Annotated in this window: 19 protein-coding genes; 14 read left to right on the forward strand and 5 right to left on the reverse strand. The window is 38.5% G+C overall.

What is annotated here, in order from left to right:
• Positions 1-99: 99 nt before the first annotated feature.
• The 14 genes from ACYVBM_RS13215 to ACYVBM_RS13280 all read left to right on the forward strand — a co-directional run bounded on the left by ACYVBM_RS13215 (position 100) and on the right by ACYVBM_RS13280 (position 12,972).
• The gene (locus tag ACYVBM_RS13215) at positions 100-1,437 is read left to right on the forward strand and encodes a glycoside hydrolase family 43 protein (RefSeq protein ID WP_460686143.1); all 1,338 of its coding nucleotides are present in this window, start codon (positions 100-102) and stop codon (positions 1,435-1,437) included.
• Positions 1,438-1,883: 446 nt separating this feature from the next.
• A complete protein-coding gene (locus tag ACYVBM_RS13220) occupies positions 1,884-2,051 on the forward strand; it encodes a hypothetical protein (protein ID WP_460686144.1) in 168 nt (55 codons plus the stop codon).
• Between the two features lie 543 nt (positions 2,052-2,594).
• Positions 2,595-3,059: a peroxiredoxin gene (locus ACYVBM_RS13225; RefSeq protein WP_460686145.1), complete on the forward strand. Its 465-nt coding sequence runs from the start codon at positions 2,595-2,597 to the stop codon at positions 3,057-3,059.
• An 18-nt stretch (positions 3,060-3,077) separates the two neighbouring features.
• Positions 3,078-3,602 (forward strand): DsbA family protein, encoded by a 525-nt coding sequence (locus tag ACYVBM_RS13230; RefSeq protein WP_460686146.1) that lies wholly within the window; start codon positions 3,078-3,080, stop codon positions 3,600-3,602.
• Between the two features lie 263 nt (positions 3,603-3,865).
• Positions 3,866-4,534: an NAD(P)H-binding protein gene (locus tag ACYVBM_RS13235; RefSeq protein WP_460686147.1), complete on the forward strand. Its 669-nt coding sequence runs from the start codon at positions 3,866-3,868 to the stop codon at positions 4,532-4,534.
• A 59-nt stretch (positions 4,535-4,593) separates the two neighbouring features.
• Positions 4,594-5,235 (forward strand): HdeD family acid-resistance protein, encoded by a 642-nt coding sequence (locus tag ACYVBM_RS13240; protein WP_460686148.1) that lies wholly within the window; start codon positions 4,594-4,596, stop codon positions 5,233-5,235.
• Positions 5,236-5,506: 271 nt separating this feature from the next.
• Positions 5,507-5,851 carry a YciI family protein gene (locus ACYVBM_RS13245; protein WP_460686149.1) on the forward strand — a complete coding sequence of 115 codons (345 nt, stop codon included), beginning with the start codon at positions 5,507-5,509 and terminating at the stop codon, positions 5,849-5,851.
• Between the two features lie 262 nt (positions 5,852-6,113).
• Positions 6,114-6,491 carry a VOC family protein gene (locus tag ACYVBM_RS13250; RefSeq protein WP_460686150.1) on the forward strand — a complete coding sequence of 126 codons (378 nt, stop codon included), beginning with the start codon at positions 6,114-6,116 and terminating at the stop codon, positions 6,489-6,491.
• 35 nt (positions 6,492-6,526) lie between these two features.
• Positions 6,527-7,792 (forward strand): RNA polymerase sigma factor, encoded by a 1,266-nt coding sequence (locus ACYVBM_RS13255; protein ID WP_460686151.1) that lies wholly within the window; start codon positions 6,527-6,529, stop codon positions 7,790-7,792.
• Between the two features lie 218 nt (positions 7,793-8,010).
• Positions 8,011-8,895 carry a hypothetical protein gene (locus tag ACYVBM_RS13260; RefSeq protein WP_460686152.1) on the forward strand — a complete coding sequence of 295 codons (885 nt, stop codon included), beginning with the start codon at positions 8,011-8,013 and terminating at the stop codon, positions 8,893-8,895.
• Between the two features lie 242 nt (positions 8,896-9,137).
• Positions 9,138-10,367 (forward strand): tyrosine-type recombinase/integrase, encoded by a 1,230-nt coding sequence (locus tag ACYVBM_RS13265; RefSeq protein ID WP_460686153.1) that lies wholly within the window; start codon positions 9,138-9,140, stop codon positions 10,365-10,367.
• 85 nt (positions 10,368-10,452) lie between these two features.
• Positions 10,453-11,910, forward strand: a complete 1,458-nt coding sequence (locus ACYVBM_RS13270) for an RNA-binding domain-containing protein (protein ID WP_460686154.1) — start codon at positions 10,453-10,455, stop codon at positions 11,908-11,910.
• A gap of 97 nt (positions 11,911-12,007) precedes the next feature.
• The gene (locus ACYVBM_RS13275) at positions 12,008-12,133 is read left to right on the forward strand and encodes a hypothetical protein (RefSeq protein ID WP_460686155.1); all 126 of its coding nucleotides are present in this window, start codon (positions 12,008-12,010) and stop codon (positions 12,131-12,133) included.
• A 131-nt stretch (positions 12,134-12,264) separates the two neighbouring features.
• Positions 12,265-12,972 (forward strand): leucine-rich repeat domain-containing protein, encoded by a 708-nt coding sequence (locus ACYVBM_RS13280; protein WP_460686156.1) that lies wholly within the window; start codon positions 12,265-12,267, stop codon positions 12,970-12,972.
• Between the two features lie 76 nt (positions 12,973-13,048).
• Here ACYVBM_RS13280 and ACYVBM_RS13285 read toward each other — a convergent pair whose 3' ends face one another.
• From ACYVBM_RS13285 to ACYVBM_RS13305, 5 genes are all read right to left on the reverse strand, one after another.
• Positions 13,049-13,294: a hypothetical protein gene (locus ACYVBM_RS13285; protein WP_460686157.1), complete on the reverse strand. Its 246-nt coding sequence runs from the start codon at positions 13,292-13,294 to the stop codon at positions 13,049-13,051.
• 120 nt (positions 13,295-13,414) lie between these two features.
• On the reverse strand, positions 13,415-14,617 hold the full coding sequence (locus ACYVBM_RS13290; RefSeq protein ID WP_460686158.1) for a hypothetical protein: 1,203 nt from the start codon (positions 14,615-14,617) through the stop codon (positions 13,415-13,417).
• A gap of 4 nt (positions 14,618-14,621) precedes the next feature.
• Positions 14,622-15,410: a Fic family protein gene (locus tag ACYVBM_RS13295; RefSeq protein ID WP_460686159.1), complete on the reverse strand. Its 789-nt coding sequence runs from the start codon at positions 15,408-15,410 to the stop codon at positions 14,622-14,624.
• Positions 15,411-15,483: 73 nt separating this feature from the next.
• On the reverse strand, positions 15,484-16,050 hold the full coding sequence (locus ACYVBM_RS13300) for a hypothetical protein (protein ID WP_460686160.1): 567 nt from the start codon (positions 16,048-16,050) through the stop codon (positions 15,484-15,486).
• A 20-nt stretch (positions 16,051-16,070) separates the two neighbouring features.
• Entirely contained in the window at positions 16,071-16,391 is a 321-nt protein-coding gene (locus ACYVBM_RS13305) for a helix-turn-helix transcriptional regulator (protein ID WP_460686161.1), read from the reverse strand.
• Positions 16,392-16,660: the final 269 nt, after the last annotated feature.

Below are 16,660 nucleotides of genomic sequence, written 5' to 3' on the forward strand. Positions count from 1 at the left end.
TAAAGACGTAAAGCAAGGGCAGATGGCTGGCCAATAAACTATAAACGCAACATTTTAAAGTATTCAACAATGATTTTTTCAAAGAAACGAAATTACCTCATGGCACTTACGTGCATCGGTGCAATGAGCGCGGGTGCGCAAAACCCCATTATACAAACCATGTACACTGCAGATCCGGCACCTATGGTTTACAATAACCGGGTGTATGTATATACTACTCATGATGAAGACGAGTCTACCTGGTTTACCATGAATAACTGGAAAGTATATTCCACCAATGACATGGTGAACTGGACCGATCATGGTGTGATTCTTTCCTACTCCGACTTTGAGTGGGGCAAAGGCGATGCATGGGCGGCGCAATGTGTTGAAAAAAACGGTAAATTTTATTTATACGTGCCCATGATTTCAAAAACCAATAACCGCGGCGCTATTGGTGTAGCTGTAGGAGATAGCCCCTTTGGCCCTTTCCATGATCCCTTGGGCAAGCCTTTGGTACAAAGTGAATGGGGCGATATTGATCCCACAATTTTTATAGATGATGATGGCCAGGCACACATGTACTGGGGTAATCCAAAATTAAAATATGTAAAACTGAATGAGGATATGATATCGTATTCGGGGGATATTATAGAAGTGCCCATGACAGCAGCCTCATTTGGCAAAAGAGAGGGGAACCCCGAACGGCCAACAAAATATGAAGAAGGTCCATGGCTGTATAAGCGCAACAGTCTTTATTATCTTTTCTGGCCGGGAGGACCTTTGCCTGAATTTATCGGTTACTCCACCAGTAAAAGCCCGCAGGGCCCGTGGACGTATGGGGGTATTGTAATGCCGGCTGAAGGTAAATCTTTCACCAATCACCCGGGTGTGATTGATTTCAGGGGCAAAACTTACTTTTTTTATCATAACGGGGCTTTGCCAGGCGGCAGCGGCTTTACCCGCTCTGTTTGTGTGGAAGAATTAAAGTTTAATAAGGATGGATCACTAACGCCCTTTCAAATGACCAACGGCATTACAAAAGGCATTGCTACCCTCAATCCATACCAGCTGGTACAGGCCGAAACCATATCCTGGTCGGAAGGGGTAAAAGCCGCGCAAAATCAAAAGGTAGGCGTCTTTATCACCGCAACAAGAAACGGTGCTTACAGCAGCGTTAAAAATGTTGACTTTGGCGCTGATGGAGCGGCTGCTTTTGCTGCAAGAGCGGGCACCACCCATAACGGTGGTATAACTATGGAAGTTAGACTCGACAGTCTTAATGGCCCGCTGGCAGGAACGTTAAAAGTGCCTATGACCGGAGGTAATGACAGGTGGGCGGTTTCAAACATCCAGCTCGAAAACAAAATAAAAGGGGTACATGATGTGTATTTTGTTTTTAAAGGTAAAGCACCCTCCAATATTTTGTACTTCGATTACTGGAAGTTTTCGAGGTAAAGGCTTATTTTACAAAGCACATTTAAGGTAAATAGACGGTTTCAGCAACCTCAGAAATCTGAGTTTTACCAATGAGCTGATTGAATATGCGTTAAGGCTCATCAAAAATTAATGCCCGCGATGTCACAGTGAAGCATCAATAACCGCAGGTCAGGTTCTTTGAAATGCCAGAAGCATTGTCAGGCAAATTGTCACCTTTATATACCAATTCATTATCAGACAAATTCTGTAACCGGATGAAGACGCCAGTTGCAAAGCGCTTGTGGTATCCCTGGAAGAAGAATATATCCGTCGTGTTATTTTAAAAAATATCCGGTGGCTGGGACATTATTCCAAATGGCTGGCAGGCCTTCAATATGCGCCTAGTTCCGGCATGATATTCAATCAGGAGTATTACGACGCTCAACGGTGTAAGGCAGTATCGATCACAACCCTCAGCATTCGACATGGCATATTTTCATACCGATACAGAAATTGAGGCAGAAATGCAGGAAGCAGGTTTTACTATTCCGTATGCGTTAGGATTAACAGGACTTTCAGGCATCGCCCCGGACCTGGAACCCGATACTGAGGATAAAATGAAAAAGAGCGACTGCTCGCTGCCTCCAAATTGACTGAAAAGTACCCCGTTTTTATGCCCTAAGATGATGACTATAGGTATAAAATAAGTGCTAAATGTATTCCCGTCAGATTTTTTAGGTACGCACGCTATATTTAAAATGGTTTGGAACAAGACAAATCGACCTTTGCAATCGAATGTATCGAAGATTCGGAGCCGCCTGTGATTTCACAGATTGATTCGGCCGGTATGCAAATAAAAGCGCAGTAATTCAGTTATCTGAACCCTTATCCAGGGATATTGAAGAATTTGGCATAAAAGTTACTGCTGTTTAGTGAGGAGGTTTCCGTATGAACTTTTTGGCCAAGTCTTCTTTAGCTACTCCTGAAATGAAATTCCGGAGCACAACCTTGATAAGGAGCGTATGCACTGTTTTGCAGCGCTCAAAAAAAATTAGCATGGCGATCCGGAAAAAGCGGCTGAAGTTTTTGTAAAAATCACGTGAATGAAAAACCCTCCATCAAGAATTTACATGTGGACGCTGATACCACCCGAATGCTGTAATAAATAATAGTTATAACCGATAAAAATATAATTTATGTTAGCTTCCAACACAAAAGCGCCCGATTTCTCGTTGACTGACCAATCGGGAAGAAAAATCTCCCTGGGTGATTATACCGACAAAAAAAATGTCGTTCTGGCTTTTTATCCTTTTGACTGGAGCCCGGTATGCAGTGACCAGATTGCATTGTATAACGAGATGCACTCCTTATTTGAACGACGGGATGCTGTGGTAATCGGCATATCCGTAGACAGTATGTTTTGCCACAAGGCCTTTGCAGATAACAGGAAACTGACCTTGCCTTTGCTGGCAGATTTTGAGCCGAAAGGCAGTGTAGCCAGAGCATACGGCGTATATGACCATAAAGAGGGACACAACAGCCGTGCCCTTTTCGTGATCGATAAAAACAGGACCATTGTCTGGAGCTATCGCTCTCCCGACAGCGAAAATCCCGGGGCGGACGGAATTTTGGAAGCCCTGGATACAATGAATAAAGATTAATATCACCAAAAAAATATTATGCCGCATTTGAAAGAAGCCATTTCAGCTAAGGATCATACAAGAGGCGCAAAAAATCCACAGGTACAGATTGTAGAATACGGAGATTTTCAGTGCTCTCATTGCGGGCAGGCAGAGCCTGTCGTGGAAAAGCTGTTACATGATTTTGGAAGCGCCGTTTCACTAACCTTCCGCAATTTCCCGCTGGCAGATGTACACCCAATGGCTCAAGCTGCTGCGGAAGCTGCGGAAGCTGCCGCTTTACAAGGCAAATATTGGGAAATGCACGATATGATCTTTGCCAACCAGGAAGCGCTTAGTAGCCAGCTGCTGAAGAAGGCTGCCGAAAAGCTCCAGCTAGATATAGAACGATTTTTAAAAGATGCGCAAAGCGAAAACACCAGGGGAAAAATAGCGCACGATTTTGAAACAGGAGCTATAAGCGGTGTAAACGGAACGCCTACGTTCTTTGTTAACGGAGAACGGTTTAACGGCGGGGCAACAGACCTTTATGAACTTATTGCTGAAAATTCAACCAGGTCATAGGTTAATGATTAAGCGATTTCATTGCTGCTCTGGAAAAAAATTTCTATAATTGTAAATTTGTGGAAAACGCAGCATAACCTGGCTGTATAAATCAGACGTACTCCGATACGGACGAAGATATAAGGTTCCGCAAAGAGCTTGGATAAGGAATATTTCCGCATCTCAACGATCTTGGTCCATCGCCGAAATAATTTGCTCAAAATATTGAACGTATAATTTAGGATCATAATTAAAAAATATATCCGGATAAATTCGAAAAAAATATGATTGCTTTAGTTATCGGCGCAACCGGCGCAACCGGAAAAGACCTGGTACATCAATTATTGGAAAATAAATCCTTTGAGGAGGTGCATATTTTCGTGCGCAAACATTTTGAACAATTACACCAAAAGCTCAAAATACACGTAATTGATTTTGAACGTCCTCAGGATTGGGAGCACCTCGTAAAAGGCACGGTGGCATTTTCCTGTATGGGAACAACGCTTAAAGCAGCAGGCAGCAAAGCTGCACAGCGAAAAGTGGACTACGATTACCAGTATAATTTTGCCAAAGCCGCCAGTGAAAATAAAGTGGATGATTATGTGCTGATTTCTGCTTATGGCGCGGATGCCGGGTCTGCTATTTTCTACAACAAGCTTAAAGGTGAATTGGAAAACGCTGTAAAAAAGCTCCGTTTTAAAAGGATCGTCATTTTACGCCCGGGGCTGCTCGAACGCAAAAACACCAGGCGCTTCGGAGAAGCATTGAGCGGAAAGATCCTTAAAATGGTTACGTCCTTAGGCCTTTTCAAAAGATTTAAGCCTTTACCCACAAGTGTTTTAGCCAAAGCCATGATTAATGCTTTGCATTTGCAACCTGATGGAATAACGGCCATACGGCTAAATGAAATTTTTAATGTGGCAGGCGTACGCCAACCCATAAGTTCGTACTAATTTGATCAACGTTCATATATAACTTTTTTGATTAAATAGAGTTCTAAAATTTTACAATTATGGCAACATTTTTAAAAACAGTCCGCAATACCGTAAAATACTGGTATTTGCCTGCTATTATCGGCGTTTTATTCATTTTAATGGGTGCTTATCTTTTCTCTGTACCTGCTGCTACGTATTATTCGCTGACGATTTTATTCAGCTTATCCTTCTTGTTCTCGGGAGCATTGGAAATCATATTTTCCATTCAAAACCGGAAAGAGCTCGAAGGATGGGGCTGGTATCTTACAAGTGGTATTTTCAGTTTCCTGGTTGGTATAGTGCTGGTAGCCAGACCCGAAATTGCCGCCACAACGCTCCCGTTTTTCGTAGGTTTCAGCTTATTGTTCCGGTCGTTTCAGGGTTTGGGATTTGCCTTTGACCTCAAAAACTATGGTGTGATGCAATGGGGAAACCTAGCTGTTTTAAGCATTTTGGGAGTTATTTTTTCTTTCCTGCTTATTTCAAATCCAATTTTCACAGGTATTTCCCTGGTCGTTTTAACAGCCATGTCTTTCATTTTTACTGGAGTGTACGCTGTCGTTCTTTCATTTCAGCTTAAAAAACTCAAAACATTTCCGGGCAAACTTAAAAATGAGCTGAAAGATAGAATTGAACGTTTGAAAGAAGAATACTATGCCCATATTAAAGAAAGCAAATGATGAAAAAGGGGGACCGAAAATCATCCGATTTTTAAAATAAAGCGCCAATGGAGCAAAATTATTACGGCGAATGAGCTATTGCTGAATTTTCCTGAATCGGAATATTATTGTTGTACCAACAGGCAGACAACAATGACCGTGTTGGAATGTTTGTGCAATTGTTGCGCAGTTAAAATTAATTTTAATTTACAGCTCAGGATAAAAAAATCACCAACCTTGTCCCTGTTCTGCCATCTCAATCGTTATTAGATGAACAATAAATTTTAAACAGATGAAAGAATTTGCGTTAATCTTCAGGTTAAAAGACATGGGCGATTTTAAACCAACGCCGGAACAAATGCAGGAAAGAATGAATTGGCTGGCGGGCATTGCAGCACAAAACAAGCTGGTGGACAAGGGTAACACGCTTTTACCCATTCCGGGAAGTGCCAAAACGGTAAAGCCTGGTAATGTGGTAACGGACGGACCATACACCGAAATCAAAGAATTTATCAGCGGTTACATTGTGGTAAAAGCGGATACCATTGATGAAGCGGTAGCAATAGCTAAAGCCAACCCGATTTTTGATCAGGTTGGCGGAAGTATTGAAGTGAGAGAGGTCTTAAAGCGTGATTAATACGAAATCACAAAGAGTTTTTACAGCAACACTCCTGTTTGAGAGATTTGTATATTTTGGCACGTTATATTACCCATAGCACATTATTGTTTAACTGTCCCCCTCCTTTATACCTATTCTTGAAAGGGGGCAGCGCCCTGCTGCTCTAAAGCGGTATTGGAAGAACAGCAGGAAGAAAAAAATTAAAATATAAAACATAGCATATCAGCTATTCGTTTTCTTTAATAATTGCACTATAGGTATTATGTTATAAAATCGCATTATGAAAACGGAAATATTCAGAATTGTCCCGAACATTTATTCTGATGACATTGAAAAAAGTAAGACATTTTATATTGACTTTCTAGAAATGGAATTGGTTATGGACTTAGGATGGATGCTAACTTTCGCATCAACTGAAAATCATTCTGCCCAGATTTCAATTTTCAGAAATGATAAAAAAGAATACCTTAATAATGATGCGATATTTTTGTCTATCGAAGTTGCTGATGTTGACAAATTATATGAAAAAGCGAAACAGCAAAACATTGACATAGTTTATGAAATAACGGATGAAAGTTGGGGCGTTAGGCGTTTCTTTGTGAAAGAAACAAATAGAGCTACGATTAACCTATTAACACATAAAAGCAGTAAAAAATGATCAACGTAATTGTAAGCTAAGTAATTCAAAATTTATTGACCAAAATAAAATCACATAAAGAGCTTTTACCTCACTTATTCCGACAGGAATACGCTAAAATGACGGCTGTTTTATGCCGTCATTTTGGTTTACAGCATATTGAAATAGCCGAAGATATTGCCAGCGATACATTTTTAAAAGCATGCGAACATTGGGCAATCAATGGCGTTCCCGAAAATCCGGCAGCCTGGCTTTACACAGTCGCCAAAAACAAAACCAAAGATCATTTTAAGCATATCGCTGTTTTTGAAACGCAAATCAAAGAAGCCATAAAACCAAGCGAAACAGAAGGCGAAAAGCATTTTGAGTTTGACCATCAATATATTTTTGACAGTCAGTTAGCCATGATTTTTGCGGTTTGCAACCCTGCAAATCCAACCGAAGCACAAATTTGCCTGGCGCTTCAAATCCTTTGCGGTTTTAGCGTGGAAGAAATCGCCAACGCTTTTTTGGCAAAATCCGAAGCTATTAAAAAACGACTGCACAGGGCAAAGATCCATCTTCGAAATGATAATTTTCAAATCAAAAAATTAAGCGAAGCTGAAATAAAATCAAGATTAGACGCTGTTTTAAAAACATTGTATTTACTGTTCAGTGAGGGTTATTTTTCCAAAACCAACAACCAGCAGATCAGAAAAGACTTTTGTTCCGAAGCAGTAAGGCTCACACTGCTGTTAACAGAAAACCCATTGACCAATATACCGCAGGTTAACGCTTTGCTTGCCTTGATGTGTTTTCAGAGCTCACGATTAGAAGCAAGAACAAACGATAAAGGCGAAGCCGCTTTGTTTGATGAACAGGATAGAAGCCTGTGGGATAAATCGCTTATTGAAAGGGGAAACTATTATTTGATAAATGCCTGTACAGGAAATGAAGTTTCAAAATATCATTTAGAGGCGGGTATTGCCTATTGGCACACCTGCCTGCCCGGACTGCCGGCCACACCAACAGACCCAAACAAATGGCAACATATTTTACAGCTTTATAATCAGCTTATTTTAATGGAATACTCGCCAGTGATAGCCCTAAACAGAACTTTTGCCTTTGCCAAAGTGTACGGGCACAAAAAAGCCATTGCGGAAGCCGAAAAAATAAATCTGGCTGACAACAGTTATTATCACGAACTGTTAGGCTATCTGCATTCAGATACAAACGTTGCAAAAGCGATGGAGCATTACGAGCAGGCTATTTTACTAACCAAATCTAAAACAGAAAAACAAACCCTTAGAAAAGAACTAAAGAGATTAAGGTGCAAAAATTAGTTTCGCCGATGCTGCGGATACAGGGTAAAGCTAACGCTCCATTCAACCGTATACTTTTTATCCGGTTTTAAACAATAAGTGATGAATGAATCATCAGTATTAGTTCTTCAGTAGAATAAAGTAAAGTTGATAAGGTATCATTTTCTATTCCCAATCACTACGAATTTCGGGGAAATAATGTGAAAACCGACACCAGTATTGGAGATTATCGGTTCAAATTGAAAACAGATGATCATGAGATCATCATTGATAAACATAAAAATTACAGAGAAAGGGTAAAGAAGCTCAAAGCCCAAGGCGGTTATGCTATTCTTTGCACTGGAGAAATCAATTTCCAAAAGCCCAAGTCAACAAAACAAGTTACAGAGCTTTGTTATAGCTTGGGGTATTTTCTTAGCTTTCTGAACGGTAGGCGGTTAAGGCCAATGTTCATTTTCGGATTAAAAGATAAAGAAATTGTATGGAGACATTACGGGAATATGAATCCCGCGCCATATCAGTCAGTAGAAAATTGGGGTCCTAAGTATTCACACCTTGATCTGAATAAAGCCTGGGCCAATTTTTTAAAACTATGGTCCATTCCAGACGATAGAAGCTTTTTAACCTATCTTATTCGCTGGTACGTAGAAGCCAATACCAATTATGGCTTTCCTGAAGGAGCCTTAATTATGGCTCAAACAGCATTAGAGCTAATTTTTAACTGGTGGGTTGTTGAGAATAAGAAGATCATTCTTGGGGATGATGTAAAAAGGTTGGCTGCTGAAAATAAGATTCGGCTTATCCTTTCTAACTGTAATGTAAACCTTGAAATTCCAGACTATATGAGTTCTGATTTTAAAAGGTTAAATTATAGAGAAAAACATATTGACGGACCACATTTCATTGTATCACTTAGAAATGCAGTTGTTCATTCAAATCAGAGTAAAAGAAAAAAAGTGTTTGAACTGCCATCCCATATTATATCTTATGCCCTGGAACTGAGTCTTTGGCATGTAGAGATGGGTTTGCTGAAAATTTTGGAATACGAAGGAAAATATTATGACCGGAACCATTTTGTCATGCTCGCTCCCCTGCTGGACTTGAACCAGCGACCCTCTGATTAACAGCCGCTAAAATTATCTTTTCAGTTATTGTTATTCACATTCAGTTACTGCCTGAAACCCTTTTCAGTATTGGGTTTTGAAGGATTTGTCTTTATCTTAGCATTGAGTCATTTTTATTCACTTTTTGAAAAACATGTCTCAAATTTTTAGCTATGAAACGTAGCATGATAAATTTTTCTCACACAGAGAAATGATTGTATGCGAAGTTCCATCAGACCATTAAAAATATAAAAAGCAAACTGATGAAAGAACAAAAAATCCTGCTGCAAGTGGTACCCGATTACCGGCGGGTAATGAAAGACGACAAATACCCGCTAAAATTAAAAATAACCTGGAAAGGACAAAGAAGGTATTACGGAACCTCCTTCGCTGTTACAAAAATGGAATGGGAACAATTAAACAGTATGGAGGCTAAAGGAAAGCTCAAATCCCTGCGTAATGAACTATCGCTAATTGAAGCCAGGGCAGAAAAAATAGCCAACGGCCTTATCCCGTTTTCATTCTCAGCATTCCAGGATGATTTTTTTGAAAAGCCGGTAAAATATGAATCTTTGAAATCTATATTTGAATCCATAATCAAAGACATGAGGGCCGATGGACGCGTTGGAAACGCCATTATTTATGAAACAACCATTGTTTCCCTTGAAAAATTCCGTCCGGGGTGCAAGCTGATTAATGTAACGGTTAACTTCTTAAAGGATTATGAAAAATGGATGTACGGCAATTCAAATAGCAATACCACAATTGGAATTTATATGAGAACAGTAAGGGCTGTTATCAATAAAGCCATTGCAGATAAACAATTCAACGAAAAAAGTTATCCTTTCGGAAAAGGGAAATACCAGATCCCGGAGGGTAATTCAAATAAACGTGCTTTGAATAAGGAAGCCATCCGGAAAATATTTGAATACCAGGTTGCCCTAAACGACCATTTTAAACGCCGGTCGCTCGATTTTTGGAAATTCACCTATTTGGCTAACGGCATCAATATGATGGATATTGCGGCGCTGAAATGGCGGACAGTGCAGAATGATAGTATTTTGTTTTCACGAGGGAAAACGCGCAGAACCAGCCGCAAAGCTGCAAAACCAATTGTTATTATCAGGAACGAAATTATTGATCAAATACTGGATGACTGGGGAACCACCCCTAAAATTGACGATGCTTTTGTGTTTGATATTGCTGCTGCGGAAGATGATCCCGCCTTGTTTAAAAAGAAAGTGCAGCAGTTTACCCATGTTACAAATAAGCACATGAAACTGATAGCAACAGAGTTGGGCATTAGCATTCCTGTTACCACCTATGTTGCCCGGCATTCTTTTTCTACAATTCTATTAAGGAGCGGCGCTAACGTAGAATTTATATCTGAGAGCCTCGGCCACTCCGATATAAAAACCACTCAAAATTATCTGGCCGGTTTTGACATTGAAACTAAAAAGGAAAGAATGAAAGCATTGGTTGATTTTGACTAAAAAGTTATGTTTGATCAGGCTGATTTAAACTATTACCAGTAAAAGCTATACTTTTAGCCATCTGTAAAAAGAACGAGATGTAGTTATGAACCCCGAGCGAATAAAACGGCTACTGAAAGAAAAAGAAAATATCCGCCTTGAATTTAAGGAGGCAGCCACCGCTTTGCCCGGCAACCTGTTTGAAACCATCTGCGCCATGTTGAATCGGGAAGGAGGTGATATCCTTTTAGGCGTTGACGATAATGGGAATGTTGTGGGCGTAAATGAAAATACTGTTTCCAAAATAGTAACAGACCTGGTGAACCTTTCCAATAACCCACAAAAGTTGGATCCTCCGTTTATTCTCTTCCCGCAGGTATATGACATCAATGACCGGAAGGTGGTTCATATCCAGGTACCGGCAAGCTCTCAGGTACATAAAACCGGGAAAATCATTTATGACCGTAGTAATGATGGCGATTTTAAAGTAGAGCAGCCACACCGGATAGCCGAAATCGCTAACCGTAAGCGCAATCATTATACTGAAGGGATTATTTACCCTGCTTTGCAGATGAAAGATTTTAAACCGGAGCTGTTTACTAAAATCCGCAACCTCATCCGCAGCAATAACCCTGCTCACCCATGGCTGGCTTTGGACGATGGGCAAATGATGGAAATTTCCGGTCTTTGGAAAAAAGATTACCTGAGTGGTCAGGAAGGATTTACGTTGGCCGCTGCTTTACTGTTGGGTAGGGATGATGTTATTCAGCAGATCATACCTCATTTTAAGATTGATGCGCTGGTAAAAATTAATAATGTTGAACGTTATGATGACCGGTTATATATTCAAACCAACCTTATTGATGCCTATGGCTTGTTGATGGATTTTGTGAACCGCCATTTGCCCGATAAGTTTTACCTGGAAGGTGACCGGAGAATAAACCTGCGCACTACCATATTCAGGGAAATTGTGGCTAATCTCATCATTCACCGGGAATACACCAGTGCGGCACCTGCCACTTTTGTTATTTATGCCGACCGGGTGGAAACTGAAAATGCCAATAACCCCCATGGTGAAGGCCCTATTGACCCCACTAATTTTGTCCCTTTCCCTAAAAATCCGCTGATCGCCAAATTTTTTATTCAGCTGGGCCGGGTAGAGGAATTGGGCTCCGGTATATTAACCACCAACCGTTTTACAAAGGAGTATGCGGGTAAAGGTAAAGCGGTATTTATAGAAGGCGGAACATTTAAAACCCTTATCCCTCTGCCTGTCGGGAAAACTATTATAACTGATGATACTGTAAATGATACTGTAAATGATACTGTAAATGATACTGTAAATGATACTGTAAAAAAACGCCTGGCACAAATAATACTGCAACTACAGGATCATCCGGGACTTCGGATAAGCGAACTGACGGAGATGTTCAAAGTATCTAAAGTGACCATAAAAAGGGACATGCAGAAAATTAGGCCGCTGGTTGAGTTCAAGGGCAGTCAAAAAACAGGTGGCTACTTCCTCACAGATTATATGCTTTTGAAGCTCCAAAAAAACTCTTGATCCTGAGAATAAATCCAGAAAATACCCCAAATATATTCCTGTATGGGCATAATCTTATTTGATGGCTATTTGATAGGATAGCAATATTAACAAACCCATGGGCGTAAGTGAATTTCAGCTATTGGAAAATATTCCGGACAATCTGAAAAGCAGCCTGCCAACTGTTGAGGAGCTGGAGCAGGATTTGAGTAAAAAACTGAGCGAAAACAACATAATACCTTAAAAATAATTCATTATGTTGCTTTCTGTAGTAATTGAAAATATACAGTGCAGATAAACAGATTTAAGCTCGGCATTATCGTTGGGAAAAATTTTGTAATCTCCAGACGTAATGAGTACAAATAATTAAAACAAATGAAAATATTTCTAATCCTCGTGTCTGTGTGTTTTTTCAATGTTGCATTTTCTCAGGAACTTAAATTCGACAACCCAAAGTTTGAAAAAATTATATTAGCGAAATATCCGGAAATTGATATCAACAATAATCACAAAATAGAAAAAAAGGAAGCGGCGCTCTTAAAAAAACTGGATTTAATGGAGCAGAATTTGACCACTGCCAGCGACATTAATTTCTTTAAAAACTTAGAGTATATTTCACTCACTATAAATCATCTTCAGGAATTAAAGCTCAATGATTTTAAACAGTTGCAAGAGCTTTATTGTGCCAGGAATGACCTTACACAACTTGAAATTACAAACATGCCGCAATTGAAGCAATTGGCCTGCGGCTTGAACAAATTGGAAAAAGTTAACATTGTAAACTGCCCCCAACTTGAATCGCTTAACTTAATGGACAACAAAATAATTGCGCTTGATGTAAGGTCGTTTAAAAAGTTAAAGAACCTTACAGTAGACAATAATAAATTAAAAAGTATTGATATCTCTAAGAATCCCGAATTGATACAAATTGTTATTAATGACAATGATATCTCCCAAATTGATATAATTAAAAACCAAAAACTAAGAATGAATATTCTTTACATGGATGATCATGTAAAAATTATTGGAACTCCGGAGCAAATGAAGAATTATAAAAAAGCTCCCGTGGTAATTGGGAATTAAAAGAAGCTGTCCTCCTGCCATTCCTTCAGCCGCCCTGAAATTACCCGACAAACGCAGTGACGCTATTCTTCACTACCTATTTACCTGGAGACTCCATTGCAGGAAAGAAATGCTTAGCCAGGGGACGAATAGCATTAACCATAATAAATTCTATGACGCCCAAAACAATCTTTTCAGTTCCTTTATCTTTTGTGAAGCACAGAACTATAAAAACAATAAGAACACCCACCATCACCGTTAGGAACACTATGGTAACGGCTATTTTTAAATTTACATTTTGTTTTCGTTCATAGGTTTCTATCCGCCTGTTTCCTAACCCCATTTTGAATAATTTTAAAAATCAATAAAATGGCAACCGGTTGCCTATTGTAATTACAAGGCAAGATTAGAAAAGAATGAAAGGAAAAACAATGTATAGCAGTTTAGACTAAACTACTGTCAACTATTTTTGATTTTTGGTATTCCTGACAATATCCTCAATAACATCAGCATTTTTCTTTGGCTTACCTGTTTTGGTGTTTTTCAGACCATCTTTGTTTTGATGGATATTGCTTAATGGTTTATTGCCTTTGTCGATAAAGTATTTTGCTACTAAATCCCAAATAGTCGGATTCTTATTCTCATTCAGTAATTTTTCATCAATTAGTTTTTGGAACAGGTAAATAATTTGTCTTTGCTCCATATCTAACTGAATAGGCTTTACATTGCTTTGCATTTTTTCAATAGCATTTAAAAAAACTTCATCGCTTACCAAATGAGGTTGGTTTGTTTTTTCAGTATGGGAAGTATTATGAACCATTTTTGAATTGTTGGCGGCTGAGGCTTGTAGTTGCCTTAATTCCTTTTCTAATTCAGGTAGTTTGAACGCGTAAACTACTCCATAGGCTAAAGCCTCTAAGTAATAAACCTTTAAATCAGGTTCATTCATGATTTCTGATGAGTTTATCTCGTCATAAAAAGATATGATGATATAATTACATCCCTTTGATATATAATCAAACGCTAAAGACATTAAGTAAAATCTGTGTGAGATTAGTTCCCGGTTTATTAGATTAGATGAACCACACATATTTTCTATTTCAATAATCCACCCTTCCAACGCTACAACCCAATTTGGGGCAATACTCCTTCTTTCCTTATAGTCATGCTCAAACCTTTCAAAAACACCTGTTTTTTTTGCAAACTCAATTAAGGAACTATGCGGTGTTATGTTTTCATTATAGTTGGACTTCAAAAACAAATCAAAAGATTGATAAATAGAACTATCAGGTAAGGGCGGTAGCTCCTCCTTTTCTTTTGATACCTCTTTTTTAAATCGTGATTTATTTTTTCTTATCCAATCAAAAACATTTGTCATTGACTGGTCAATATCTTTGTCTGTAATGCCTTCAAAAAGATTTTGATCGTTTATTAGCACCTCTAATTTTCCCGCGATATATTCTCTTTGAAATGAATAATCTTGTTCAATTTGCTTTAAGTAGTGCGCAATACGTGCAGGATATTTTTTATTATCTACAATAAAAGCAATTGCCCATCGTAATATGGATATGCAGTCTTTTGGATCTTCAAATAAATTCAAATATTGTTCACTACTAAGTTCGTTTTCAATAACACTAAACCAGTAATTATCTTTTAAATCATTCATGTTTCTAGTCCACCGGTTTATAGCATACCGCTTTAGGTAGCAGGGTTAAAAAAGGTAGTATCTTATTCAGTTGCTCCTGCGTTTCATAATAATCACGGCCAATATTTAAGCTGTTATAATATGCCTGCCGGTTATCATAATAATACTTTTCGGTAGGTATGCCCCAAACGGATGTGCCCAGGCATTCTGCTAAAAACCATTTTTCCAGCAACCGCGCTGCACGGCCATTGCCATCTGCAAACGGGTGTATTTTGGCAAACATAAAATGTATATAAGCGGCATAGTAAAGCGTTTGCTTCAGACTTAAATTTTCTCCCAGAAGTGTTTCAATATCTGCAAACAACTTATCCATTTCGGCCGGTACATGCACCGGTTCTATAGCCAAATAAACCAGGCCCTGCCAGCCCCTTATACCCACCTGCGTTTTACGGTATTTACCTTTTTGCCCTTTGGTTAAATGGCTAAAAGTCCCGGCTAATATTTCATGGCATTTCAGTAACCCCTTTTGGCTTATGCTGTATCGTTTTGCGTATTGATACGCTTTTAATAAATCCTCAATTTCTTTTACTTCTTTGCTGTTTTTGTTATTAGCCTTGCTTACAAAGAAGCTATTTAAGTCCAGTGTGCTGCCCTCTATTTGTGAAGATGCCACTGCGCCGGCCAGCATATAATGTTTAAAATCCTGTATAGTAAAATCGCTTTCTTCCAAATCTTTAAAACATTTGCTAACAGATGCTTTCACCTGTTTTTCAAACGGTTTTAATAAGTTGGGTTGAAGTAGTTGTAATTCCATTTTTAATTTCAATTGAAGCAGTAGCTTATGTTAGATTCAAAAATGTTAAAAAGCAAAAGAATGAATTTAAAAGTTATTTTTTATTCCCTGATTCAGATTGTAATATTCGCTGCATTGTATTATAATGATTTTCTATTTTCGAATATTCGATTTTTATATCTTGAATAATTATAGAATGTTGGTTACCGTCATATATTTCAGATAAGAAGTGCAAATTTTTATTTGCCCGAGACAGGCAATGTTTTAAATCATGCAATTCATTAAATAGTATGTCCGGCAAAATGAATTTGTTCTCGAAAAGCAAGTTTTCCAATGTTGTATAATATTTGTTGAACTTTGTGCGTAAAGATTTGGAGACATTTAAATGAGTTTCATTTTCCAACTGCCAGGCAAGATCTTTATAACTATTTCTAACTTTGTAGATTAAAGAGTTCAATATTTTGTATAGCGTATAACGATCGTCAAATAATTGTCTTTCTCTTCGTTTAACCTCCTCCAAATCTATTTTATGCTGATTTTCAGCTTTCTTAAACTTCGTTTCAATACTCTTTTCAAGAATTTTTTTTGTTAGAAAAATGATCACAGATGCAATCACGCCAGAAGATATAATTGATGTAATCACTGTTCCCCAATTCGACATTTCAAAAAATTTAAAAGCAATTATGGTTTACCCTTCCCCGTCCTCTTTCCCTTTTCAGCAATTACCGCCAGTTCCTTCAGCAGCTTTTTCTTCTCTTCCCCATCAATGTCTTTAGACGAAATAAAAAAATCCTTCAGGTCACGGTTGATGGTGAGTGCGATGCGGAAGAAGGTAGCAAGTGGGGGTTGTATGGTATTCGTTGCCCATTTAGAAATAGTCGTTTCTTCATACCCTAACTCCGCCGCCAGTGCTTTATTGCTTACACCTTCTTCTTTCAGCACTGCCGCCAGCCTGTTAATAATAATTTTATCCGTCTTCCGTTTTAACTTTAATTTGCTCATTAATAATAACAATTTGCTCTTGTAGACAAATTTATTGTTTACCTAAAACATTAATTTTGACCTAAACCTGCTTTACATGAAATAAAATTTGGTTCACAAGAAAGATTTATATATCTTTAGGAGCAGTTTTAAATTAAATAAAAAAATATTGCAATGACATAATTCAATTTTATTTTGCAGTCGCTTTCCTAAAATATTAAGCGTTTGCTTTAATTCCTGTCTTGAAACTACGACAATTCAAACTCCGGGAAATAAGGTAAATCGCTCAC

It is taken from the genome of Niabella aquatica (genome assembly GCF_054779315.1).

Bases quoted from the DNA above. Each gene is read 5' to 3' on its own strand.
- ACYVBM_RS13215 (WP_460686143.1), top strand. From the start codon at position 100: ATGGCACTTACGTGCATCGGTGCAATGAGCGCGGGTGCGCAAAACCCC.
- ACYVBM_RS13220 (WP_460686144.1), top strand. From the start codon at position 1,884: ATGGCATATTTTCATACCGATACAGAAATTGAGGCAGAAATGCAGGAA.
- ACYVBM_RS13225 (WP_460686145.1), top strand. From the start codon at position 2,595: ATGTTAGCTTCCAACACAAAAGCGCCCGATTTCTCGTTGACTGACCAA.
- ACYVBM_RS13230 (WP_460686146.1), top strand. From the start codon at position 3,078: ATGCCGCATTTGAAAGAAGCCATTTCAGCTAAGGATCATACAAGAGGC.
- ACYVBM_RS13235 (WP_460686147.1), top strand. From the start codon at position 3,866: ATGATTGCTTTAGTTATCGGCGCAACCGGCGCAACCGGAAAAGACCTG.
- ACYVBM_RS13240 (WP_460686148.1), top strand. From the start codon at position 4,594: ATGGCAACATTTTTAAAAACAGTCCGCAATACCGTAAAATACTGGTAT.
- ACYVBM_RS13245 (WP_460686149.1), top strand. From the start codon at position 5,507: ATGAAAGAATTTGCGTTAATCTTCAGGTTAAAAGACATGGGCGATTTT.
- ACYVBM_RS13250 (WP_460686150.1), top strand. From the start codon at position 6,114: ATGAAAACGGAAATATTCAGAATTGTCCCGAACATTTATTCTGATGAC.
- ACYVBM_RS13265 (WP_460686153.1), top strand. From the start codon at position 9,138: ATGAAAGAACAAAAAATCCTGCTGCAAGTGGTACCCGATTACCGGCGG.
- ACYVBM_RS13270 (WP_460686154.1), top strand. From the start codon at position 10,453: ATGAACCCCGAGCGAATAAAACGGCTACTGAAAGAAAAAGAAAATATC.
- ACYVBM_RS13275 (WP_460686155.1), top strand. From the start codon at position 12,008: ATGGGCGTAAGTGAATTTCAGCTATTGGAAAATATTCCGGACAATCTG.
- ACYVBM_RS13280 (WP_460686156.1), top strand. From the start codon at position 12,265: ATGAAAATATTTCTAATCCTCGTGTCTGTGTGTTTTTTCAATGTTGCA.
- ACYVBM_RS13285 (WP_460686157.1), bottom strand. From the start codon at position 13,294: ATGGGGTTAGGAAACAGGCGGATAGAAACCTATGAACGAAAACAAAAT.
- ACYVBM_RS13290 (WP_460686158.1), bottom strand. From the start codon at position 14,617: ATGAATGATTTAAAAGATAATTACTGGTTTAGTGTTATTGAAAACGAA.
- ACYVBM_RS13295 (WP_460686159.1), bottom strand. From the start codon at position 15,410: ATGGAATTACAACTACTTCAACCCAACTTATTAAAACCGTTTGAAAAA.
- ACYVBM_RS13300 (WP_460686160.1), bottom strand. From the start codon at position 16,050: ATGTCGAATTGGGGAACAGTGATTACATCAATTATATCTTCTGGCGTG.
- ACYVBM_RS13305 (WP_460686161.1), bottom strand. From the start codon at position 16,391: ATGAGCAAATTAAAGTTAAAACGGAAGACGGATAAAATTATTATTAAC.